We start from the raw sequence: 21,543 nt of genomic DNA on the forward strand, positions 1-21,543 counted from the left end.
TGTGAATTTTGTCAGAATAAGTCCGGGATTCGGACTCTTTCTCCTATTTCCTGCTCAGCTTCACCTATGATAACCTTGATTTCCTTCTCAAAAATGACTCGAATGGTCCTCTCAGGGATTTACCGGCCAACACTGCTGCAAGAAGAACGGAAAGGGTCCAGACCAGCAGAGCAATGATATCACTTCCCATTTGGCCAAGGTGCCCGCCAAGACTTCCGGCAAAAGGAGCGAGGATAAGGACAAACATAACGGACTGAAAAAGGTAGAAGCTCAGGGAGCGTTGTCCCAGAGCTGCGATGGATCGCACGAAACGTCCTTGATTTCCATTAAGCCTGACCACTATCAACCCTATAAGCGCTGTCCATCCTGCCCCTCCTGCATATCCAGTTGTAATATGAAGGATTTTTGCTGCGGCTGCCGCTATTTCTCCCTCAACACTCCATAGAAGAGAGGATCTCATGGCTAACGGAATGGCGCCGGCTATTGATAGAGATAAACCAATCATTGCAATACCAGCCAGTGTTTTCTTATGGAGTTCCGGATTATCAAGAAAACCGGACCTGCCGATCAGAATCCCGATCAGCACACCGGGAATGTATTGATAGCTTAGAAAAGGCGTATAAAAAATCCATTCAAACATGCGGATCAGTGAGGCTTCAATAGGATTTTCCATTACTGCTGTACCGGCAGCAGCCAGCGTCTCGAACCCTCTTGGCATGAAGGGAGCAATGATACCTACCAGCGTCAGCAGGGTTACGGCCAATCCTATCATCTTTCGATTGGACAACCGAAGCAGCTGTTCGGCAAAAACAAGGGCAATAAATCCATAGACACCAATAATATCCTTGAAAAATAAGGATGCGTGAAGAAAGCCGATGACCAGCATCCATCCACCTCTTCGCTTCAATATCTTTTTCGTTTCCCTCCAAGGGGATTCTTTCATCTCCTGCCTGGCATATAACTTGTGAAGTCCATATCCAAAGAGAATGGCAAATAACGGGAATGCGCGGCTGTCAATGAACAGCTGCCTTAAAAAGACAGAAATCTGGTCGGTCATCGTGATTTCCCGATCTGCGGAAAACAAAAATAGATTCGCATGTGCGAGAGCAATGAACAGCAGCATAAACCCGCGTTCAAGATCCGGGGTTAATTTTCTTTTAGGAGCTAACTGAATATGATCTTGGATGACTTTCTCCTGCAATGTTTCATCACTCCTTAGAAGTAAAATCATGATGGAGGCTCGGGAGTTTCATCACTCTTTTTTAGGGGAGCAGGAATAATATTTTAAACTGAACTAGAGACCTGTCCAGCGTCCCGCCTGGTTTTTTAAACAGCCTGCAGGTTAAATCTTTCATTTAAAAGAGTCAGCACGACTCCAACCGTATTTTCGATAAACTCATCGACCTCAACTTCGGTTAGATAGACAAACTCATGTTCATCAGAGATTGTACTCGTTTGGTAAAACTCTGTAATGTTTTTGATTTGAGCAAGGGTCTGTCCTTTAGGAAATATATCAAGATATTCTGGAAAATTCGATATCTGCTGAAAATCTGTCCAGAAGATATTGTCCTGATGGTTCTTCAAATACAGAAAATCCACCCCATACCAATCTCTTTTAACAAGACGGGCGTAATCAGGACTGTCCAGGATCTCCTGATAGACCTTTTCCTTTTTCTTTCTGGCCAGCAGCTTCAGCCATTCTTCGTCTGTCACCAAATGAATGTAATAACCTAAAAGATAGGAGAACTTCTGGGATAATGGTTGGAATCCACCTGTAAGGTATTTCTGATAAAAGGAATTTGAATTAATTTTACCATCAACTTTAAAATGGGTATCTTCTTTTGGTGGAGTTGGCTTGCCATCTTTACCAACAATCCTGCAATCAGGACCGATATTTCCGACCAAAAATTCGATCTTGGAAACTGGGAGATCCCTTTTTAACAATTCTTCTGTAATCCTAAAATGAGTAACCCAAGTAGCCATTAATTCTCTCCCCTTTTTATGCTTTATCTAAAAGTAATTCTAAATGATGGTATGAAATTCCTTTTTTTATAGGGAAATAGATGAATTATGACGACTAATGTAAGAAATTGAAATAATTAAATATAAAGATTAATAAAGTAATGATCAGTGATCGTCCAAAAGTGATAGCCAAGTCGTTCTTCCACAAATTCTTACCGAAAGGGCTAAGTATGCGTGCTATAGAAAAACCACCAGCCCAGATGGCTGGAAAAGTAATGATTATTCCCATTTATTCACCTCAAAAATAGAATTTTAATGTGTTGAGCACCCGATTTTCTGTCAATTTAATTCTTCCGGCAATAACTTCAAGAATCGATTCAACGCAGTGTTCCAGTTGACTGATTGCTGAGATTTTATTGCATAAATCAGTTCATGAAAAACCGGCTGCAATCCATAAAAGTTCTGCACTCTATTAAAGATTGCCTCCTTATCTTCAGAATGATAGTGAGACAGGACCTCCATTGTGAAAACAGGCCCGAGTGCCCAGTAAAGACCGGCAAAGTCGAACGCAGGGTCTCCCACTTGTGCATCGGTAAAATCAATGATGCCTTTCACAAGGCCGGTTTCTTTGTTGAATATCATATTTGCTGTGGTCAAATCTCCATGAATGGCAACCCTTTGGTGAGTGGAAAATATTGAGTCTGAAAAGAAGTTCGAAAACAGATTTTGAACGGCTGTCTTTTCTGTGGGTGAGATATGAGGAAAAATATATGTCTCAACGGAATCATTTAATTCTTCCCAATACTTCTTGTTGTGGACGGGTCGGATATTGGTGTCCTTAATTGCAGAAGGATCGATAGTGTGAAGCTTGGTGAGGAAGTCGCCAATTAATCGTGCATTTCGCCGATTAAAAGAAGGCTGAAGACCAGAATCTCCCGTTATGTAATCGTACTTAACACCGATAAAATTTCCATCATGTAATACCATTTCATATTCCGGCACAAGCAGTAAGGGTCTTTTAAGGATCAATTGTTTGATTAATGCTGCCTCGGCCATCACCTTTGATGCCGTTTCTTTTGTTTTAGGAAATCGAAAGACAACTTCATCATTAACTAGCAATATATCATTGTCCCAGCCGTTGGTGAAGGACTTTACGGTGTCTATATGGATATCTGTATTAGTCTGTTTGATGATGTCGAGCATTTCTTGTAAATTCATTACTAGGGACCTCCGCTATTTACTAATTATTTTGATAGGCTTTCTCTTGTCTCAATCCACCCCCCTTTTTCCATTAATATATTGTCTCAAGGCTCTACCCCCTCTTAACCTTTCAATAAAATCCATTAGCGCTTTACTTTCTTCTTTATAAACTTTCTCACTTATTTTCGTTCCTCTTTCATCGTTCGTAAATACTATCCACTCAATATCATTTTCAGTTATTACAACTGCTTCTTCCTTGTTTATATCCTCACAGAAGAAACAGTAATTCTCTAGACTTTCATTTTTAATAATTTCCATTGCTGTTGTTTTATCCATATTTCCTCCTGTACCTAACGCAAAAATATGCACCGTAACCGACTCATGACAGGGTAAACACGACAGACTTTCCTCTGCTCACTTCCAGCCAGTCGATTCTAAAAACTTGTCTGGTATCCTTAATTCCAGTTGATCTTGCAATTCTTTTAAAAAAATATCCCAATCTGCTGAATCATACCATTGTTGGCTATTTTTTAACTCCAACCCATACTGTCCTTGAGAAATGCTGCATCCTATACTTCCTCGGTTATAACTGAAGGTTACAAAAAAATAATTATAAGCATCAAAGGTAATGTTAAACATGCTATATGGATCATCAGTTAAATCATAAATTGAAAATGAACCAGTTTTATTACCAAAATATCCTTTGATTTTTCTTACTATGCTTTTGGCTATTTCTTTAGCTGTAGGGTTATTTTCCATATACTCTCTATCCTCACTATTAGATTTGTTAAGTTGAAGCAGCACAAGTTCATAAATCAATTAAAAATAATTACTCATTTTGTATATTACTTAATAAATATTTCTATATCCTCATCGGTAAATTCTTTTTCTAATACACCGTTTTCTATAAATTTCTTTTCCAACGCTTTAAGAAGGTGAAGAGAGTATGTCAGCTTGTACATGGTGAATATACCTTTATCATAATTAAAGGGGATGGTAGAAAATTGTTTATTTCTATTTTGATCAATATAACTTACTACAATCTGATTATCTAAAACACTTGCCAACACGGATTGCGGTATCTTTTTATCAAAGCTGTAACACTCCTGGTTTATCCCTAAATAATCGAAGAATTTTTTGATTTCGTCCAGGCTTTTTATTTTTCTTATCGGATTATTCGGAAAATGAATTTTATTAAAGTGGAACTCTTTTAATGTCATTAGAAAGAAATATTTAATCGAGTCCTCTTGAGAATCAAACTTTTTTCTATCTTTCTTTTCCGGAACTGGTCTGGCTTCGAAGTCCATTTCCGAGTAGTACCATTGATTGTCATCAGCCTCTAGTTGGTTATAATTTTCATAGTATCCCGCTTGTTCTTTAATAAATGTTTCTCCGACAATGAGTTTTATACCTAAATCACTGCAAATCTGCTGCAACTGTTCTTTATTCAAAGGTCTCCTCCATTCATAAAGCAGCTTTTTTCATAGCTTAATTTTAATCCCTCTCCTTCACGTTATAGTCAGGAATAGGAATCCACTGTTGAGTTATTTCCTCTATGTCTTTTAGATTTATATATTGATAGTACTCATCTTTGTCTCTCATTTTCATATTGTGCTTCTTCCCCAGAGAAACATCCCGTGTGTAAAGCATGATTTCATCACCCTCTACGGCTGAGCCAATAAAAAGGTCTCCTTTAAACCTTACACTGGTTTTCTTTTGAAAAACAAGGCTCAATTCTTCCAAATGAACTTCTTTTAAATACCTGTTTTCATGTATTTCCCCAATCTTCTTAAATCCTTTGTGCAGGTCGCTGGAATTGGTAGAAATTAGAGCAAAAGAACCATCAGATTGAGGAAGGAATCTGTATTCTTTATGATCGTATAATGCGAATTTTCCAAGGGTCCTAATATTAATCACTCCTTGTTTTCTAACAGCTCATAAGCTGGTTCATACTTCTTTAATAGGCAAGATGTTCTTTATTCAATTTACCGCTTCTGGGATCAATGGAAAAATTCCACCAGCTTCTTCCGAATGAATCAGCATTAGCTTTTCCTCCATCATAAACAATATAAGGGGAAGATCTAAATGTAGTTAAATAGACAAAGTCAAAACCATCAGAAGAATCCTTTTCAAATAACAAAGTGCCATCCAATGCATAACCATTTAGTTTAGTAGCAGAAATCCCATTTTGATTAACAACAATAATTATATTGTGCTCACTATACCGATGAGCGCCAATAGCATTTTTGCATTTAATTTGTATTTGCTTATTCCTATTTAACCAGCTGACGTTGCCAGTCAATTTATCAAAAGAAAAGATTTGGTCTCCATCAAAAGAGATGTAGTACACTCGCTCCTGCTCATAATTTTCTCCTGCTTCAACAAAGACATAATCCTCATTTTCATTTATAGTTGCAAAGTAAGCATGTTCATAGTTGTTTTTAATCACAGTGCCGTATATGTCCAACTTACTGTCTGTTTCTGGCTGTCCCACTTGAAATTTTTAACTGCCATAGTACCTCTCCTTCAAACCGCCACACACTTGATTTCTTTTTCGCTGCCTCATTCGTTTTCTGTTCAGCTGGAATTCTAAAACGTTTAAACCTACCTGGCTATTCCAATCCTTTCTAACTTTCCTTTCTGTATATTCACCCTGAAGTAGAAATCCGACCAACTTTCGCTTGATTCTTCAATATTCACTACTCCGCAAACCACGGCAACTTCTGCTTTAGGATGACTCGTAAGATACATAAGGTGGTATCCTTCAGGTTGATTAATCTCGAATAATTCATTACCGTTACGATCAAAACCTAAAACCTTCTCTGGGTTATTTGACTCATTTTCAATTATAAAAGCCATTACATCCGAATTTTCAAAATATTTAGCGCATAAAACGTTGACCAGGTTAAGATGAACCTCTCTGTTATGTACTTTCCATGACGTTTTATTTTCGTTCATAAATATCATTTTTTTACTCTCCATATCAATATATCTTTGCAAAAATCCTTTCTTGGATAGTACCCTCTATTTCCAACCATGGTATTCTAAAAATTTGTCAGGGATCCTCAATTCAAGTTGCTCTCTCAGTTCTTTGCAAAAAACATCTAAGTCTGCTTCATCGTACCATTGCTGACTATTCTTAAGACCTAATCCTGCATCGCCATTGACGATCGAACAACCAAAAGAACCTCTATCGTAATTTAAAATTACATTAAAATAGTTATACGCAGTAAATTGCAGACTAAACATTGTGTAAGGGATATCCGTCTGACCAAAAACTGAGAAACTGCTTATTCTATCATCAAAATGCTTTTTGAGAGCGTTTTTAATCTCATTTTTTATTGTTTCATAGCCTTTATTTTGCAATCCGGATTTCGTCAATAACTCCTGATTTTCAGGAATTTTTAAAAGTAATTCAGGATATTTTTGAAGAAATCCTTTATTAATTTCAGTTTCTTCCTCAACACCTGGTGGCCATTGTCCCGTTTCTGCATAAATCATGACTTCATAAGCATCCTGATCTGATTTGAATGCCTTTTTCATATTCTGTTGAGAAATAGGATAAAATACCGGCTGATTATAAGGTCCTTGAGCCCAGGAAATTTGATATTCTCCATCTTTCTCAATAATCGCAAAACCATCTCCACGATGTATCTTTTCCAATGGTTATCCCTCATCTTTTCTATTTATTTTTAACTATCAAAAAAGCTAAATTGTAGCAATCCGGTCAGGAAACCAATCCCTGCCCGAGTATTTATCACCAACCGTGATGCTCCAAAAATTTATTGGGTATTCTAAGTTCTATTTGTTTTTGCAGGTCACTGAAAAATTTATCAAAGTCCGCTTGATCAAACCATGTTTCACTAGAATCTATACTGATCCCATACTCTCCATTAACAATAGAGCACCCAAAGCTTCCTCTGTCGTAGTTAAACCTGACATGAAAATAATTGTACATTTTAAAAACGATACTAGTCATCGTATAGGGAATATCAGTGCTATTGGATATCACAAAATTTTCGACTTTTTCATGAAATCGTTTCTTAAGTTCCTCAATAATAAAATCTTCAATAGTTTCAGCAGTATGCTGCATTCATTAACCTCCTACTTCTATAAGTCTGTTATACCCAATATTTGTTGTGATTTTATCCTGTGTGAATTTTAAGATTAATAGTTGTTAGGTCTATTATGCTGACTAAGGACAACTTTATAAAAGTAATCAAACGCCTCAGATTCATCGTCAAGTTCTTTAATAATGAAGTGGCCACCACGTGCTCTTGTTTCATATACTTTCCATACCCTTTGGTCAAAAACACACCCTAATACAAGTGGAGCATCAGCATCAGATAGCTTGCCGATTATTATAGAATATTCACCTTTATTTAATTTTTCTGACTCTACCTTCTTTAAGAACTCCTGTTTTGTCATTCATCCCACCAACCTAATTTATGGAGTAGAATCTGAAAATTTTATAGCTCCCTTAATATTTTGCCCGCTCTTAATCTTTTAATAAAATTATTCAATGCTTCTTCCTCATCCTCATAGGTACCTTGTGAATTTGTAACCTTGCTAGCCCTTTCATCTGTCACATAAACTATCCATTTATCATTCTCTTGCCTTAAGACAACTTCATTTTCTCTATTTTCCCTTACTTCATTCAAAATATAATCTTTTAACTTTTCAACACATATAATTCTCATGGACTCTTGAAGATTCCTGATTGATCCTTTATATAACTGCTTTTTTTGACTTTGAACTGCCCTCCTACTAGGCGCTGCCATAAGTACGGAAAGGCAGTTTTTAATCCATATTTTTTGTTATTGTACTTATTCAAGCGGGCTGAATCCCAATAATCGATTCACGGCATTCATAGCCTTTTTCATTTTTTCTTGATAGGTGCCGGTGATGATTTGATAGGGAGTTCCATTCTGTTTCAGCAATTCTTTCAGCCGTTGGTCATTTTCAGATCTAATTGCCGGTTCTCCGTGTACTCTTAATCCGTCATTCACCCACTTAACATCAGGTTCCAGATAAAGGCAGAGATCGTATTGTTGTGTTTTTGCTATCTCATCAATTACATTTTGTTGGCGATCAAGATATAGCTCTGAGTAGAATTGAGTAACTGTTGCTTCTGTGTCGATGAACATGACTTTGTTTGCCGCTGACTGTGCTTGGTGCTCTTTCATTTTATGACCATAGGCAATCAACGGAAAATCTTCTTCCAAAATAATTTCATCACATCCTCCAATTTCTTCGCACAACGTCCGTCCGTATTCTTCCACGAAGGTTGTATTGTAAATAGTGGCGAGGTTACGAGTCAATGTGGATTTCCCGCAGCTTTCCGTACCGATAATCACAATCTTCTTTACAAAGAATGGCTGTACGACCTTCGGTATGAAATCCCAATTAGCATACACCCCTTCAGTTCGTATTTTTGTAGCAGAAACAGGCATCATTATTCTATCCGGATCGATCAAAACATGTGTTGAGTTTTTGTAAAGCTGCTGAAAGATGAGGTCATAATCCTTTTCAGAACTGAATACGTGAGTAATCGGTTTTCCAATCGCCTGCTTGATTTTCTTTGCACCCAGTTCCCAATCATATTCATCTTCCCCTCCATCATCCTCGATGGATAATACATGAACATTTTCCATGTCTTTTGTAAGCTGATGGAGCCATCGTAACCTCACCCTTCCAGTGATGTAAGGGAAGTGTGTTTTTTCACATGTTATCCTATCTCTTTCTTCACTGCGAGAAAGGATAATGTACAACTCATCAACTGTCGATGAAGCCTCGATGATCGCCAGGACATGGCCTTGGTGGAGCGGAAGGAATTTCCCGCCAAAAAATCCGACTGTTTTCATCTTGTCTCCCCCTTTTGCTTGATCCAAAGTTTCCTCCAGTTGACATATCCGTACACGCTGTTCACTAGGAATGCCGTCCACATCACCAGCATGGAAAGATCGTTCCCGCCCTGTGTCACCAATGCGGTCATCCAAAGCGCGATAGATAAAATGTTTACAGCAATCCAGAATAGCCACTGTTCTGTTATGCGCTTCAACATCAATATTTGCGCGATGATTGATAGAATCGTAGTTGAAGAGTCAATCCAGATGCTTTTTCCGCCTAACGCTTTTAATAAAATGCCGTAGAGAATCACCAGGATGATGGAGCTAACGATTGTATACGCCCATCCTTTGGTAGAAAGGCTTTTTATTTGGACATCCTCCCCTTTTATATCGTCTTTCATTTTGTGTTTACTCCAAAGATAAAGCCCTACAAACTGTGCAGGGAAGTAAAACAGTGCGTTAAGCATCGTCTCCCCGTACAATCCGTATCCATAAGAGATATATGCGTACGTCGCCGTTTGAACGATTCCAAAATAGTAGTTGCTTATTTTCCCTTTCGCAACAAGTACAACGCAAAGCATTCCTGAAATGGAGGTAACGAATCCCAGGAAGGTATCATCCCAGGCAAAAAACAAATAAACATTCACAGCAGTAAATAAGCCGAGCCAGATTTTTTCAAATAATGTCCAATCTTTCAACATGTGTTATCACTCTCCATTTATGATGACTGCGTTTAAAACATTTTCAAAATGCTGCAATGCCAACTGATGAGCGGGTTCATTGAAGCTGGCCACTGCCTTTTCGTGAATGACGATGCTGAATCCTTTGTTGTAAGCATCTATGGCAGTGTGCAGGACGCAAATATCTGTGCAAACCCCAGTTAAATGGATCTCGGTTATCTCCCTTTCTCTTAACTTTGCTTCAAGGTCTGTGTAAGCAAAAGCACTGTAACGGGTCTTATCCATGTAATAAATTTGACCATCTTCATTTTCTTCGGCCATCTGTTCATGAAGTTCTTTCACTTTTCCGTACAGTTGTCTCCCCCAGGTATCTCTCACGTTATGAGTGGGGAATAACTTTGTTTCCGGATGATAGGGATCGTTTGGCGTGTGCACGTCCACAGCCTGAACGATGAACTCTTTTTCCTTCCTGAATGTTTCCATAAGCTCGAGGATAGAGTCTTCAATTTCCTGTCCCGGCTCACCGCAGGTAAGGGCTCCCTTTTCGTGAACAAAATCGTTTGTGTAATCAATGACTACCAATGCTTTTCTCATTTTAACTCCTCCTCATTTGTAGGTTATAATTTGCAAACTGTTAATTGTTATTTCGAAAAAAATTAATAGATGCTTGGCATCGGTTGAAAATCTTTAAAACGAAACATTCTTGTCATTTGTTTGGCTGTCCTATTAGTTTTTTTGATTTCACCCTTTTGGTTTCTCGCCTCTTCCAAAAAGGGATATTTTGGTGCATCTCTGACAAAAGCTGAATTATTTACAATCCCCGGGTCATCACTGACAAGTAGTAAAACACTTCTTAATTCAGAAAGTGTAAATTCCTTTGGCAGGAACTCTTTTGCAACTGTGGTTTGAAGCAAATCTTTTCGGATCATCTGGAAGGCATCATGTATAATAATTTTATGGTCGAAGGCTAATTCCAGCTGGTCAATTTCCTTTAGCGTGAACAATCCAACGTTTTCTGCATCGTCCGCCGCTTTCCTTTTATAGAGATAATCGTTTGTGACGATGGCATAGAACGCATTGGAGATAATCCATCCTCGTTTATCTCTACCTGGAGTGTCATAAACACCGAAATGTTTCAGTTTAATATTGTTTACGCTTGCTTCTTCACTTAACTCTCTGACAGCTGCTTTCGATGCTGTTTCATCCGGTTTTACAAAGCCACCCGGGAGCGCCCACTTGCCGCCTTGGATGTGTGGTTCTCCGTCTTTGTCTGACTTCGCCCTCTGGATCAAAAGCAATTTAAGTTCAGCTTTGGGTGGTTTGTATTCTTCCTTATACGCCAGTTCAATGGTGAAGACTGCAATGTCTGCTGTATAACCGTCCGGAGTGACATACTCCTTTGAATCATAGTGTTGAAGCATCTCTTCTTCGTTTTGATACTTCATGCTTATCACCTCATTTAGTATGTTGTCATTTCTTTTTTATTCATTTTATTTAACAATATGCAAAGTGTTAATTGTGATTTTATTTTATCCCACTATTTAGTAATTGTGCAAGTGTTATTATTCCGTTTTTAAGGAAAATTAAATTAAAAAAGCAGCTGAAATACCCAATATTAGGTCTTCAACTGCTTAAGTAGGAGTTTAATTGGAAATTAAGACTATTTCCAACCATTATATTCTAAAAATTTGTCAGGTATTCTCAATTCAATTTGCTCTTTGAGCTCTCTGCAAAAGATGTCTAAATCTGCTTTATCATACCACTGTTGGCTATTTTTTAATTCTATACCGTATTGTCCTTGGGTGATACTGCATCCTATACTTCCACGGTTGTAACTAAAGGTGATAAAATAATACTCATAAGCATCAAAGGTAATATTAAACATACTATATGGTTCATCAGTTATATTGTAAACAGAAAATGAACCTATTTTTTCATCAAAATTGTCTTTTAGTTTTTTTATGATTATTTTTGCTATTTCTTTTGCCGAGTGTTTATTCTGCATACCAGATTCCTTCCTCCTCTTTTTCAAGGGTCGTCTAAAGTAAGAGCGTTATAAGATTCAACTTCTTAATGTTAACTAATTCCATTCAAGTAATTATGTCTGTTTAAGAGTAATTCATAAAAATAGTTAAATGCTTCATTTTCATTTTTAAATTCTTTAATTATGTAATGACCTCCCCGTTTCTTGGTTTTATTGTAAACGCTAGAATAAAGTTGACACTTTTTGCTCGATAAGATTTTACACTTTTGCTCAATTAACCTACCAATTTAGTAAAATAGATCGTGATGTTATTTTACTGGAGGTTAGGATTTTGGAGGAGAAGTTAGTGTTATATATTAAGGTTCAGGAATTACATAAGAGAAAGTTTAAAATAGCACAAATTGCTAAAGAGCTTAAGATCTCAAGACCGACTGTTTATAAGTATTTGGAAATGACATTCGATGAAGCCAAGGCCTATGCTGAACAGCTCTTGGGAAAGAAAAAAATACTAGATCACTATAAGGACTGGATATTGGCCTGGCTAGAAGAGTATCCCCACCTAAGTAGTGCTCAGATCCAAGATTGGCTTTTAGAAAGATATCCCGACCTAGTGGTCGGCGATAGTACTGTAAGAACATATGTGAGAGGTATTCGAGAAGTATATCAGATTGATAAAAAGTTGATTGTTCGTCAATACGAAGCAGTTCCTGATCAACCCATGGGTAAACAACTCCAGGTAGACTGGGGAGAAACAAAACAGAAAACAGTAAACAACAAGGAAATTAAACTGTATTTTATTGCCTTTGTACTCGCTAACTCACGTCAGAAATTTATGGAATGGCAAGCAAGTCCCTTCACCACAAAAGATGCGATTCGTTGTCACGAAAATGCATTCCAGTTCTATGGAGGACGAACAGAAGAAATTGTCTATGATCAGGATCATTTAATCTCAGTTAGTGAAAATGCAGGGCAACTACTTTTAACAGCTGAGTTTCAAAGCTATGTAAACGAGCGTAAATTCAAAGTTCACCTTTGTAGAAGGGGGGATCCAGAATCTAAAGGGATGATTGAAAATGTAGTGAAATACATAAAAGGGAACTTCGCTGATAGTCGTGTGTTTAGAGATATAGAAGATTGGAATGAACGGGCAAGACAGTGGCTTGAGCGTACTGGTAACCATCAGGTTCACCAGACAACGAAAAAAAGACCAGCAGAAGTGTTTCTCCTCGAAAAGCAACACTTACAGCCAGTCTCTTCGTTACTTTCATATGAAAGTACCAATAACAAAAGTATAACAAGAAGTGTCAGCAAGGACAACACAATCAGGTACAAGTCAAATCGTTACTCCGTCCCACTCGGGACTTATCAAAATATGAGTGAGAATCTTGTGTGGATTGAAGTAAAGCAAGAAGATTACAACACCTTGGTTATTCGTAAAGAAGCAAATGGGGAAGTAATTGCCGAGCATATAATCAGCTCTGAAAAAGGAAAGCTGATTCAAAACCGTCACCATACTCGTGATCGCTCTAAAGGTGTGGAAGAGCTTAAGCAACGTCTCATCTCACACTTTAAAGATCAAATCCAGGCAGCTGCATATTTAGATGAGATTAGTCAAAGATACCCTAGGTATCGGAGAGACCAGTTCGCGATTATTTATAAGGTGATTCAACAATACCCGGGTTTAATTGATACTGTTTTGACAAAGTGCACGACAGAAAAGCTTTACAATGCGAATGATTTTCGCGATATCGCTCATCACCTTTGTGCTTTACAAGATGAACCGGTTGAGAAAGTACAATCTTTTTACACGAGTCCACCTAAACAGTCTCATATCAAAGCCTCTACCCGTTCGCTAGATACCTATACTAGCATTCTAGGAGGTGGAGCATGATGAACAAAACGGTACATGAGTTACAAGATCAATTCCGTCAACTACGCCTGGCAGAGACTGCGGAGGAGCTGCCAAAGCTTCTTCGCGAAGCTGAGAAAGCATCATGGACCTACTTGGAATTTTTAGAGTCTATCACTCGATATGAATTAGCAAAACGTGAAGCGAAAAGCCTAGAGAAAAGAATGAAATGGGCACACTTCCCTTTCGTGAAGTCATTAGATGAGTTTGAGCTGAAGGGACAAAACGTTCTGACGGCTCGTCAGCTTTCTCAACTGCGGGAATTAAGCTGGCTTGAGCAACAGTACAATCTCATTCTCTTAGGTCCTCCTGGAATCGGAAAAACGTATATCGCAATTGGACTCGGACTTGAGGCTGTTTATAGGGGATTCAATGTATATTTCGCTACAATGGGCGAACTTGTGCAGCTTCTAAAATCAGAAGAATACCTTAACAAATCTAAAGTTCAGCTTAAGAGAATTAGAAATGCCGACCTAGTGATCATCGATGATTTAATGTATATGGCCATGGATCAAAGAGAAGCAAATCTATTCTTCCATTTAATTAATCATTTATACGAACGAAGTTCGATTATCCTGACATCAAATAAGAGCCCAGATGAATGGGGCAATTTAATCGGAGACCAAGGGATCACCACAGCGATTCTGGATCGCTTACTTCATCGTGTGGAAGTGATCCATGGTAGTGAAGAAGAGGAAAGTCACCGGATGAAAAATCGAAAGAGCGTTTTTTCAGCAGAAGTGTAAAAAGGAAACGAGCAAAAAGTGTAAAATTCAACTTGACGTCTACATTTATACACTTTCCATAAACAATCTTCGAATGCACAACCCATTACAAGTGCTTCATCGGTAATATCATCGAGAACCACGGTATACTCACCAAGATTTAATTTGCTAGATTTATATTTTGCAAGAAACTCTTTCCTTGTCACATTATCCCTCCCAAAGGGAAACATACTTTTCAAAAGAGGCAGTTTACCTGCTGCACAAACTCGACCAAAAAATCTTAATTTCCAAGTTCTTCTATAAAAGCAGGTTCTTCCTCTACTTTAATTTCATACATGTCGGTAACATTCACATTTTTTTACTCCTTATATACAAAAAAAGCAGCTGAATAATCGTTAAAATTTTATTCCAACTGCTTTAAGAAGGTAAGATTTATTAAAGTAACACTATGTATAATTGGGACAGTGAACCCTTCACTTTAATTAATATTTTTGATTACTTCTAATACTTCTATTTCATCCTGATTGACTTCTTTATCATAGTAGTATTTATCCATTCGGTCGAATCCATTTTCCTTTGCAAGTTCTGCATTACTAGTTCCCAGTCTTAATTGTGTGGCTGTTTTATTGAAACTTAAGTTGAACACATTGCCATTGAATTTTGCTTTGTAATCAACTTCATAAATTTCATCTGCCTCTTCTTTCTTAATTTCATAGACAAATAGCTTTGGTAAGTCAGCAGAATCCTTATAGTAGCTAGGATATACTTTTTCTTTAAAACCATATTTCAAATCCTCTTGATCTTTACTAACTAATCTTAGTACATCTCCCTCTATACTAGTTACTCTGTAAGTTTTATTTTTATATTTTGCAAAGGTTCCCTTTTCCATAAAGTTACCCTCCCTAGCGTCTCCTTCCAGGCTCTTCAAATCAATTTTTAAGCACCCCATTCTCAGTAGCCATCACGGGTCGTTTATTATGGTTGTCCACCCATACTCGAATCTTTGCAACTTTGATTTATGTAAAATGAAGCTTGCATAACTGGAGAAATGAAGACATAAAAAAGCAGTGAATGATCTAAAATAGATTTCAACTGCTTAAAGAAGCTTACTTTCTATTAAATTATTATAGTGTATAGTCCTTATAATTGAGGATTCCTTTCCTCAATCCCTCTTATCCTACTACTTCAATTATAAAATCTTCTCTTTATCAATATCTATCAAGACGTCGTCCTTTTTAACCCACTTTTGATATATACCTTTGTCAATTGTGCTCATCCCTATATTTTCCCATTTTTTATAATCACCAACAATTGTAACAATGGATATTATATTATCTTTTTGGTATACAACTTCAAACACATACCCCTTATAGTGTGCCTTAATTGTTTTGTGATACATTTCTTGAATTCCATTTCTGCTAACATACTTAACATAAATTTTTTTGTTGTTAAATGACTTTTCAATAAACCCATTTAATTCGTCTTTAGGATCTTGGGAACGTAAAATAATACGTCCGTCGGCTTTGATTCCTGCAGAATATTCTTTTCCATTAAATATAGCAAAAGTATTATTTTTCATAAGTAATTAAATTCCTTCTGAATATTGCTGATTTTTAAATTTGAGGTTGGGGGACAAAATAAGCAAGCTATTATGGCCACCAGTAAAGGAAATCCTCAAAACAAATTTCAGAAGGAATACCTTATAAAAGGAGGCCAATTACACCCAGTACAGATTTAAGATCATATAAAGCGATTCGACTGCTTTAACATTATTGCGTGATAAATTTTTTCCACCCGAGACTGTAAACCTGTCTTTCGTTTTAAAACATTATTCTTATACTACTTTTTTAGTGTAAAAATATTTCAATGTCCTCGTCAGTAACATTCTGACCCTCTCCATGTTCTTTAAATAATTGATAGACTTCCTTATTAAACAAATGCAGTAAAAACAATTTTTTGAAGGCAAAGAAAAGTGCTCTTTTTTTACTGACAGGTAAAGTAGAGCTGATTGTTCTGCCGCTCTCTCCTGTAAACTTAACTTTAAAATATTCATTTTCTGGTTCTACTATAATTCTATTTTCGTTTAGTGTTTTTCCATTCAAAGAATACCAATTCGAAGGAATTCCTAAAATAGATACCGCTTCATTAAACTTAGTTTCGTCAAACTTCGGTCCACCAATATCAAAATCGTTTTTCATCATAAATGGACGAATATCTTTTGCAAAATAAAAGGCTGATAGACTATCCAATACAAAATATTTTGCTGCATCTCTTTCATTTTTAAAAGACTTTATTACTTCTTCATTAGAGATTTCTTGTCTTTCGATAAGCATTAAGCCATATTCCCACTCTTCACCTTTTTTTCTTAGATAGTGATAGTTTTCAAAAGGAGGAGTTACTTCAATTATTTTTTCTTTTTCAACTGTTACCTGTTTACCTGTATTATTTAATATTTTTGCTGCTGTAATAATATCCACTTCGTCACCTCACTGACTTATATCCCGAATATAGCCAAGTCTTTCTAAGTTTCTAACAGTAGCTTCTACCATTTTCCCGGTATCAGGATCAAGAACTTTTATATTACCTGTAAAAAATTGAGTTCCACCCCCAGGTTTATCAAACCATGGAGCGATTTTACCTGCTTCAACTTTAAATGGCTCCAATACTTTATAAATATGATAGGGAGAATTTTCGCTGTGTAACGCTAATGCTCTATTATCAAACTCAACTCCAGCAGGCGACAGAAAAGTGCCACTAGGAGCTCCATATCGATCAATAAGTTCACCTTCTTCAAGAACTCTAACTTTTGGGTCACCATCAAATCCATTATTGGGTGGCCAATTAATATCACCTGTTTCTTGGTTATAGTACTTTGAATTATCAAAAGTATCCTTGTACTTTAAATAAAGTTCATCATCAGGGGGATACTTCCAGCTAGACAATTTAGTTCTATCAGCTTCAGAAATTACTTTTTTAACATCCAATTTATTAGAATTAGCAAAATTTTCTTTTATTCCACTTACCTCACCCTTAACCTCCCTCTCAACAGAAAACTTACTAAATCCAGGCTCTCCAAATCCACCTTTCAGCATCCCATTTTCGGTAGCCATCATAGGTCGGTTATAAAGATCATCCAATCCCAACCGGATTTCCTTCCATCTCTGATTTAATGAGACTTTAGGGAGTGCCTGTCTTGCAGTTGCTGAGACAGCCGTTTGTCCTTTTACTTTGAGTCCTGGTTTGGCACCGCCGACAGCCAGTAGTCCCAGACTAAAACTGTTCATCCAATGTTCTTTTGAGAAGGGGTCGTCGGGATTTACAGCTCCATTGAAGAGGTCCACACCGCCCATCGTCAGGTAGTTGATAAAGTTCGAAGGGGAATCCAGGGCAACGTCTGCACGGTCTTCCATACCCTTCCACATGTCTTTTCCAGCATCAAGAGCTCCGATGGTTACATAATTGCCGAAATCGTAGATGGAGTCAAACTTCTTCTCGTTTCTATTCTCCATCCCTCCCCAGAAATCCTGTGCGATTTCCTTAAAGCTGTTGAGCGATTCCATGACGGGGTTTTCATTCACGTCTTCTTCAGGGGTCGGCTTGGGTTCTCTTGCTTCCTGTTGTGCTTCCTTGAATTTCAAATAAGAATCTGTTTGGGCGGTGATATCGTCGGTGAGCTGATAGGCATCGCTGGAATAGTAAGCAGCTGCGTTGAAATACAGCGGTGATATTTGATTCCCTTGCTTGGAGGATTCCATTAACTGCCTCATCAACACAGTGATCATTTGCTCACTGCTTTCTAAATGCTGGTATTCCTTTTTTAATTCTTCATCAAAACGATTCACGGAGTCAAGTGTATCCTCTCGCTTCCTTCTTGCTTGTTCAAGATGAGAATCGAAACGATCTCTCGAAAAGACATTCAATGGATGGATATCTCTTATCCGGCCAAGAATATTTCGCAGCTCCTGTTGCTGAGCATCGATCATTTGATCTGAACGTCTTTCACTTTGGTGAAGGTTCTCTTCCAGGAATGGGAGCTCGACCGTTTCGCGGCTGAGGTTGCGTCCTTCAGCGTCACCATGAATGCCATTGAAAAACGCGATGTTGCTTTCAGTTAGTTGAATCCATATGTCGACCACATCGATCTGAGCTCCATAGAAGCCTTTGATGGCATCGGCACCTTTTCCCTGGAATTCATCATCGAGTTCGACAATCGCTTGAAAAGAATTTTTCAGTGTGAGAAGTTGGTCTCTTAATGTCTCGTATTCGCTTTGGCGTGCGGACATAGCGTCGAGTAAAGTGGGGGCTTCATATACTTTCAATGGTCGCGTCTGCCTTTCTGTTAGGATCTCGTTATCGCTTCATCTTGTTCTTTTAAAGAGGTTACATTTGCCTTGGTATCTTCAACATTTTTTTCAACTACAGCGATATATTCTTTTAACAATTGGTGAATGTTTTGTTCACGCTGTATCCATGCATCTGTATAACCCAGCTTGTTTCGTCCAAGCTGTCCCTCTGCAGGCGGGTTCATCTGCAGCCGCTCAAGGGAGTTGATGACATCATTCAGTTTCGCCATGACGGCCGCATGGTTCAGTTTGATTTGCTGTCCAGAACCGCCTCCTGGACCAGAAATGACATTCATTAAAATAACCTCCCTTTCAAGTCACTGATTTTATCAGAAACCTGCTCATAAAAATCTTCACCTTTGGAAAGTAAATATTCAGCATCATTGGCCAGTGTCCCATAAAAGGAAACTGCGCTCTGCTGTGCTTCCAACAAATGAATCTTTGATTCTATTGAACTCACATATTCATCATAGTTTTCATGTCCGATCTCTCTCATCGCCTGGAGGGCAGATTCCCGTTCCGCATCATAGTCATCCGATCTAGGACCAACCCAATTCGTATGCAATTCTGGCTGCTGAATCTGTTTTATTTCATTCAAAAGTTGACTTTGCTCGCTCATAATGGCGTATTTTGCTTCCCTTAACCGTGATATCTTCTCCTGAATGTCCCTCGACCGGGAATGAATAACGCTTTGAATGCTGTTTAATTCACTGTAGAGTCCCATATCGGCATCTCCCTTAACAGATTAATCCAATTAAAAGCCTTTAAATTCCAATTTCTATTGATATAGTACCACCCTTTTCGTCCCCTTTCTATTCAGAACAGAGGATATGACAAAAACAGGAATTTTTTCATCGTTCTTTTATACCGCATTCGTGCTCAGGTAAAACCTTTTAGCAAATATATGAGTCTTTGGAATTGTTCAGGTATTTTTGTGATATTAATTAGTTGAGTGCAAATAAGGGACAGTATGTATTTGGACAATCTGTGAGTTTGTAAAGTTTCATTATGAGTGACAGATAATGTATAACATTTACCCGTAAGCAGGTTAAGCCTTTTTTATGGGCTTGACCAAGAGTGAACATTTCCTGCATACTTACTTCTGCCGAGGAAGTGAGTATGTAAATGAAAGGAATTAGGCTGGCTGGCATCAAAGTATCGGCTCTATTAAGTCATCAGCCTAAAATAAAAAACCGCCAAGACCTCGTCTTAACGGTTCTGTTTATTGATGGAAGGAGTCCTGCATCGTTTGAAGTGACCCCAGGCTGCTTCTATAGGTTTTCACCCGGTTACGTCCCTCTCTTTTGGCCGTGTATAATGCCTTATCCGCCCTGCCTGCTGCCTCTTTGATTCGCTCGTTTGCTGAAGAGGAATTGTTTTCAATAGAGGAAACTCCAAAACTCGAGGTTACACGGATGACATGATTGTCACTGGTGACAAGGTTGTCTGCGATTTCTTTCCTTATAACATCGGCAAGGAGATACGCATCTATTTCTTCTCTGTCTTTAAGGAAGACTATGAATTCCTCTCCCCCATACCTGCCAATGAAATCATCCGGTTTCAAAAGATTCTTTGCGGTTTTAGCGATTTGGGTGAGAACAATGTCCCCCATTTCATGTCCGTACGTATCGTTCACCTTTTTAAAATGGTCGATATCAAATAGGATAATAGAGTTGATTCCGGTTCCCAGATTCGATTCGGCCTTTTCATGAAAGTACGTCCTGTTGTAAACCTGCGTCAAGCCGTCGTAGGATGCAAGCTTCTTCAGCGTGTTCTGCAATGCCACTCTTTCTGTAATATCGGTAAAGGTAATGATTTTCCCTATTAATATGGTGCCCTTTCGAAAGACGGGAGAAAAGCGTATTTGATAGTTTTTTGTCTCTGTGCCTGTCACGTTTTCAAAGTCACATGGTACTCCAGAGTCTAATAGAATATCAAGTCCGCTGTTCATAGATACTGCAGCCTGGATGGGTTTCCCTATCATAAGCGGATGTAATTGGGGGAGGATCAGCTTCATAGCAAGATTATAATCGACAATCGCTCCATTATGATCCACTACGATTACCCCTTCACTCATACTGTCAAAAACCTTTTCCCTCGCAATTGGCAAAACGTTGAACATTTGATAGGAAAACAGGGAGATGCCGTGGAGAATGAAGGAAGCACTCATGGAAACAGGTCCAAGGTCAATTCCATAGGGGCTTAGTTCATTCAGGTACAAGTAATTGGCAGCAACGGGAACAAATAATCCTGCAATCATCAGAATGACCTGCAACCTGAATCGCAGCTGGGGTTTAGTCAGTTGAAAACACAAAGTCACAACACTGATGGATAAGCATAGGAACAAGTAAAGTGAGTGGACATAGAAAAAAGGCCCATACTCCAAATCAACAATAGTGATCGGAACACCTGTCCTCAATTCCACGGAGGAGTAATATAGATGATGAAGACCGTTGGTATGATGCATAAATACAGTAACGATCGGAAAGATGAACAGCACATATAGATGGCGCTGCCTTAATTTGATCCCGGCCAGTTCCATACACATCCATAGGAGATATCCCGGGATGAAGGGCATCACGAGGTATTCAATGCCAAGCCAGAACCTCGCTTCGTCCAGGCTGCTGCTTAGAAGTTCCAATATGTAAGTAAAGGCAAAGATTGCAGATAACAATGTGGCCAGCACGTACTGCCTGCCGCCGGGTGCCTCGCGGAGTTTGAAGTATGAAAAGATACTTAGGCTTATGCTCAACAAACCGGCAAGGGCAAGCAGGAGTATATAAAAAACTATTTCTTCAGGCATATCGTTCTCCCATATAGAAGGAATTTTTTTCAATTCATTATATAATGGCAGAAAGGAAATAACTACATATTTTTACTATAACCCATGA

Annotated in this window: 27 protein-coding genes; 2 read left to right on the forward strand and 25 right to left on the reverse strand. The window is 38.1% G+C overall.

Annotation, left to right across the window (positions count from 1 at the left end; genetic code table 11):
- Nucleotides 1-64: 64 nt before the first annotated feature.
- From D3H55_RS16725 to D3H55_RS16810, 18 genes are all read right to left on the reverse strand, one after another.
- Nucleotides 65-1,231, reverse strand: coding sequence for a DUF418 domain-containing protein (locus tag D3H55_RS16725; protein ID WP_119548465.1), 1,167 nt, complete (start codon nucleotides 1,229-1,231; stop codon nucleotides 65-67).
- Between the two features lie 95 nt (nucleotides 1,232-1,326).
- A complete protein-coding gene (locus D3H55_RS16730) occupies nucleotides 1,327-1,983 on the reverse strand; it encodes a hypothetical protein (protein ID WP_119548466.1) in 657 nt (218 codons plus the stop codon).
- 318 nt (nucleotides 1,984-2,301) lie between these two features.
- A complete protein-coding gene (locus D3H55_RS16735) occupies nucleotides 2,302-3,180 on the reverse strand; it encodes an aminoglycoside phosphotransferase family protein (RefSeq protein ID WP_119548467.1) in 879 nt (292 codons plus the stop codon).
- Nucleotides 3,181-3,231: 51 nt separating this feature from the next.
- Nucleotides 3,232-3,498, reverse strand: a complete 267-nt coding sequence (locus D3H55_RS16740; protein ID WP_119548468.1) for a hypothetical protein — start codon at nucleotides 3,496-3,498, stop codon at nucleotides 3,232-3,234.
- A gap of 78 nt (nucleotides 3,499-3,576) precedes the next feature.
- A complete protein-coding gene (locus D3H55_RS16745) occupies nucleotides 3,577-3,921 on the reverse strand; it encodes a hypothetical protein (protein WP_119548469.1) in 345 nt (114 codons plus the stop codon).
- A gap of 86 nt (nucleotides 3,922-4,007) precedes the next feature.
- Complete coding sequence (locus tag D3H55_RS16750) at nucleotides 4,008-4,613, reverse strand: hypothetical protein (RefSeq protein WP_119548470.1); 606 nt, start codon at nucleotides 4,611-4,613, stop codon at nucleotides 4,008-4,010.
- 43 nt (nucleotides 4,614-4,656) lie between these two features.
- On the reverse strand, nucleotides 4,657-5,079 hold the full coding sequence (locus D3H55_RS16755) for a UCP033725 family protein (protein WP_119548471.1): 423 nt from the start codon (nucleotides 5,077-5,079) through the stop codon (nucleotides 4,657-4,659).
- A 40-nt stretch (nucleotides 5,080-5,119) separates the two neighbouring features.
- Nucleotides 5,120-5,656: a hypothetical protein gene (locus D3H55_RS16760; RefSeq protein WP_119548472.1), complete on the reverse strand. Its 537-nt coding sequence runs from the start codon at nucleotides 5,654-5,656 to the stop codon at nucleotides 5,120-5,122.
- A gap of 110 nt (nucleotides 5,657-5,766) precedes the next feature.
- Nucleotides 5,767-6,144, reverse strand: coding sequence for a hypothetical protein (locus D3H55_RS16765; protein WP_168413148.1), 378 nt, complete (start codon nucleotides 6,142-6,144; stop codon nucleotides 5,767-5,769).
- Between the two features lie 42 nt (nucleotides 6,145-6,186).
- Nucleotides 6,187-6,825 (reverse strand): hypothetical protein, encoded by a 639-nt coding sequence (locus tag D3H55_RS25030; RefSeq protein ID WP_240628619.1) that lies wholly within the window; start codon nucleotides 6,823-6,825, stop codon nucleotides 6,187-6,189.
- A 94-nt stretch (nucleotides 6,826-6,919) separates the two neighbouring features.
- Nucleotides 6,920-7,255 (reverse strand): hypothetical protein, encoded by a 336-nt coding sequence (locus tag D3H55_RS16775; protein WP_240628620.1) that lies wholly within the window; start codon nucleotides 7,253-7,255, stop codon nucleotides 6,920-6,922.
- 74 nt (nucleotides 7,256-7,329) lie between these two features.
- Complete coding sequence (locus D3H55_RS16780) at nucleotides 7,330-7,590, reverse strand: hypothetical protein (protein WP_119548474.1); 261 nt, start codon at nucleotides 7,588-7,590, stop codon at nucleotides 7,330-7,332.
- Nucleotides 7,591-7,631: 41 nt separating this feature from the next.
- Entirely contained in the window at nucleotides 7,632-7,943 is a 312-nt protein-coding gene (locus tag D3H55_RS16785) for an Imm59 family immunity protein (RefSeq protein ID WP_168413149.1), read from the reverse strand.
- Nucleotides 7,944-7,988: 45 nt separating this feature from the next.
- Nucleotides 7,989-9,026 carry a multifunctional transcriptional regulator/nicotinamide-nucleotide adenylyltransferase/ribosylnicotinamide kinase NadR gene (gene nadR / locus D3H55_RS16790; RefSeq protein ID WP_119548476.1) on the reverse strand — a complete coding sequence of 346 codons (1,038 nt, stop codon included), beginning with the start codon at nucleotides 9,024-9,026 and terminating at the stop codon, nucleotides 7,989-7,991.
- The gene (pnuC, locus tag D3H55_RS16795; RefSeq protein WP_119548477.1) at nucleotides 9,023-9,712 is read right to left on the reverse strand and encodes a nicotinamide riboside transporter PnuC; all 690 of its coding nucleotides are present in this window, start codon (nucleotides 9,710-9,712) and stop codon (nucleotides 9,023-9,025) included. Before pnuC ends, nadR begins: the two co-directional genes overlap by 4 nt.
- A gap of 6 nt (nucleotides 9,713-9,718) precedes the next feature.
- Nucleotides 9,719-10,285 (reverse strand): cysteine hydrolase family protein, encoded by a 567-nt coding sequence (locus D3H55_RS16800; protein WP_119548478.1) that lies wholly within the window; start codon nucleotides 10,283-10,285, stop codon nucleotides 9,719-9,721.
- Nucleotides 10,286-10,347: 62 nt separating this feature from the next.
- A complete protein-coding gene (locus D3H55_RS16805; protein ID WP_119548479.1) occupies nucleotides 10,348-11,136 on the reverse strand; it encodes an NUDIX domain-containing protein in 789 nt (262 codons plus the stop codon).
- 215 nt (nucleotides 11,137-11,351) lie between these two features.
- Nucleotides 11,352-11,696 carry a hypothetical protein gene (locus D3H55_RS16810; RefSeq protein WP_119548480.1) on the reverse strand — a complete coding sequence of 115 codons (345 nt, stop codon included), beginning with the start codon at nucleotides 11,694-11,696 and terminating at the stop codon, nucleotides 11,352-11,354.
- Nucleotides 11,697-12,021: 325 nt separating this feature from the next.
- Between D3H55_RS16810 and istA the strand changes: the two genes are divergently transcribed.
- Together istA and istB are read left to right on the forward strand one after the other, a co-directional pair.
- Nucleotides 12,022-13,566: an IS21 family transposase gene (gene istA / locus D3H55_RS16815; RefSeq protein ID WP_119548520.1), complete on the forward strand. Its 1,545-nt coding sequence runs from the start codon at nucleotides 12,022-12,024 to the stop codon at nucleotides 13,564-13,566.
- Nucleotides 13,566-14,330 (forward strand): IS21-like element IS643 family helper ATPase IstB, encoded by a 765-nt coding sequence (gene istB, locus D3H55_RS16820; RefSeq protein ID WP_119548521.1) that lies wholly within the window; start codon nucleotides 13,566-13,568, stop codon nucleotides 14,328-14,330. Before istA ends, istB begins: the two co-directional genes overlap by 1 nt.
- Nucleotides 14,331-14,787: 457 nt before the next feature.
- Here istB and D3H55_RS16825 read toward each other — a convergent pair whose 3' ends face one another.
- The 7 genes from D3H55_RS16825 to D3H55_RS16855 form a co-directional block, all read right to left on the reverse strand.
- Nucleotides 14,788-15,198, reverse strand: a complete 411-nt coding sequence (locus D3H55_RS16825; protein ID WP_119548481.1) for a UCP033725 family protein — start codon at nucleotides 15,196-15,198, stop codon at nucleotides 14,788-14,790.
- Between the two features lie 300 nt (nucleotides 15,199-15,498).
- On the reverse strand, nucleotides 15,499-15,888 hold the full coding sequence (locus D3H55_RS16830; RefSeq protein WP_119548482.1) for a UCP033725 family protein: 390 nt from the start codon (nucleotides 15,886-15,888) through the stop codon (nucleotides 15,499-15,501).
- Nucleotides 15,889-16,156: 268 nt separating this feature from the next.
- Nucleotides 16,157-16,786, reverse strand: a complete 630-nt coding sequence (locus D3H55_RS16835) for a hypothetical protein (RefSeq protein WP_119548483.1) — start codon at nucleotides 16,784-16,786, stop codon at nucleotides 16,157-16,159.
- Nucleotides 16,787-16,795: 9 nt separating this feature from the next.
- Nucleotides 16,796-18,628 carry a T7SS effector LXG polymorphic toxin gene (locus tag D3H55_RS16840; protein ID WP_240628621.1) on the reverse strand — a complete coding sequence of 611 codons (1,833 nt, stop codon included), beginning with the start codon at nucleotides 18,626-18,628 and terminating at the stop codon, nucleotides 16,796-16,798.
- A gap of 20 nt (nucleotides 18,629-18,648) precedes the next feature.
- Complete coding sequence (locus D3H55_RS16845) at nucleotides 18,649-18,948, reverse strand: DUF5344 family protein (RefSeq protein WP_119548484.1); 300 nt, start codon at nucleotides 18,946-18,948, stop codon at nucleotides 18,649-18,651.
- The gene (locus tag D3H55_RS16850) at nucleotides 18,948-19,376 is read right to left on the reverse strand and encodes a YwqH-like family protein (protein ID WP_119548485.1); all 429 of its coding nucleotides are present in this window, start codon (nucleotides 19,374-19,376) and stop codon (nucleotides 18,948-18,950) included. The genes D3H55_RS16845 and D3H55_RS16850 overlap by 1 nt, the downstream gene beginning before the upstream one ends.
- Before the next feature lie 498 nt (nucleotides 19,377-19,874).
- On the reverse strand, nucleotides 19,875-21,455 hold the full coding sequence (locus tag D3H55_RS16855; RefSeq protein WP_119548486.1) for a histidine kinase N-terminal 7TM domain-containing diguanylate cyclase: 1,581 nt from the start codon (nucleotides 21,453-21,455) through the stop codon (nucleotides 19,875-19,877).
- Nucleotides 21,456-21,543: the final 88 nt, after the last annotated feature.

The organism is Bacillus salacetis (assembly GCF_003581585.1).
Classification (GTDB): domain Bacteria; phylum Bacillota; class Bacilli; order Bacillales; family Bacillaceae_B; genus Rossellomorea; species Rossellomorea salacetis.

What these genes read in the sequence shown, in the direction of transcription:
- D3H55_RS16830 (WP_119548482.1), bottom strand. Translation starts at nt 15,888, where the DNA reads ATGAAAAATAATACTTTTGCTATATTTAATGGAAAAGAATATTCTGCA.
- D3H55_RS16845 (WP_119548484.1), bottom strand. Translation starts at nt 18,948, where the DNA reads ATGAATGTCATTTCTGGTCCAGGAGGCGGTTCTGGACAGCAAATCAAA.
- D3H55_RS16775 (WP_240628620.1), bottom strand. Translation starts at nt 7,255, where the DNA reads ATGCAGCATACTGCTGAAACTATTGAAGATTTTATTATTGAGGAACTT.
- D3H55_RS16850 (WP_119548485.1), bottom strand. Translation starts at nt 19,376, where the DNA reads ATGGGACTCTACAGTGAATTAAACAGCATTCAAAGCGTTATTCATTCC.
- D3H55_RS16725 (WP_119548465.1), bottom strand. Translation starts at nt 1,231, where the DNA reads ATGATTTTACTTCTAAGGAGTGATGAAACATTGCAGGAGAAAGTCATC.
- nadR (WP_119548476.1), bottom strand. Translation starts at nt 9,026, where the DNA reads ATGAAAACAGTCGGATTTTTTGGCGGGAAATTCCTTCCGCTCCACCAA.
- D3H55_RS16825 (WP_119548481.1), bottom strand. Translation starts at nt 15,198, where the DNA reads ATGGAAAAGGGAACCTTTGCAAAATATAAAAATAAAACTTACAGAGTA.
- D3H55_RS16785 (WP_168413149.1), bottom strand. Translation starts at nt 7,943, where the DNA reads ATGGCAGCGCCTAGTAGGAGGGCAGTTCAAAGTCAAAAAAAGCAGTTA.
- D3H55_RS16805 (WP_119548479.1), bottom strand. Translation starts at nt 11,136, where the DNA reads ATGAAGTATCAAAACGAAGAAGAGATGCTTCAACACTATGATTCAAAG.
- D3H55_RS16780 (WP_119548474.1), bottom strand. Translation starts at nt 7,590, where the DNA reads ATGACAAAACAGGAGTTCTTAAAGAAGGTAGAGTCAGAAAAATTAAAT.
- pnuC (WP_119548477.1), bottom strand. Translation starts at nt 9,712, where the DNA reads ATGTTGAAAGATTGGACATTATTTGAAAAAATCTGGCTCGGCTTATTT.
- D3H55_RS16810 (WP_119548480.1), bottom strand. Translation starts at nt 11,696, where the DNA reads ATGCAGAATAAACACTCGGCAAAAGAAATAGCAAAAATAATCATAAAA.
- D3H55_RS16730 (WP_119548466.1), bottom strand. Translation starts at nt 1,983, where the DNA reads ATGGCTACTTGGGTTACTCATTTTAGGATTACAGAAGAATTGTTAAAA.
- istB (WP_119548521.1), top strand. Translation starts at nt 13,566, where the DNA reads ATGAACAAAACGGTACATGAGTTACAAGATCAATTCCGTCAACTACGC.
- D3H55_RS16735 (WP_119548467.1), bottom strand. Translation starts at nt 3,180, where the DNA reads ATGAATTTACAAGAAATGCTCGACATCATCAAACAGACTAATACAGAT.
- D3H55_RS16740 (WP_119548468.1), bottom strand. Translation starts at nt 3,498, where the DNA reads ATGGATAAAACAACAGCAATGGAAATTATTAAAAATGAAAGTCTAGAG.
- D3H55_RS16765 (WP_168413148.1), bottom strand. Translation starts at nt 6,144, where the DNA reads ATGGAGAGTAAAAAAATGATATTTATGAACGAAAATAAAACGTCATGG.
- D3H55_RS16800 (WP_119548478.1), bottom strand. Translation starts at nt 10,285, where the DNA reads ATGAGAAAAGCATTGGTAGTCATTGATTACACAAACGATTTTGTTCAC.
- D3H55_RS16855 (WP_119548486.1), bottom strand. Translation starts at nt 21,455, where the DNA reads ATGCCTGAAGAAATAGTTTTTTATATACTCCTGCTTGCCCTTGCCGGT.
- D3H55_RS16745 (WP_119548469.1), bottom strand. Translation starts at nt 3,921, where the DNA reads ATGGAAAATAACCCTACAGCTAAAGAAATAGCCAAAAGCATAGTAAGA.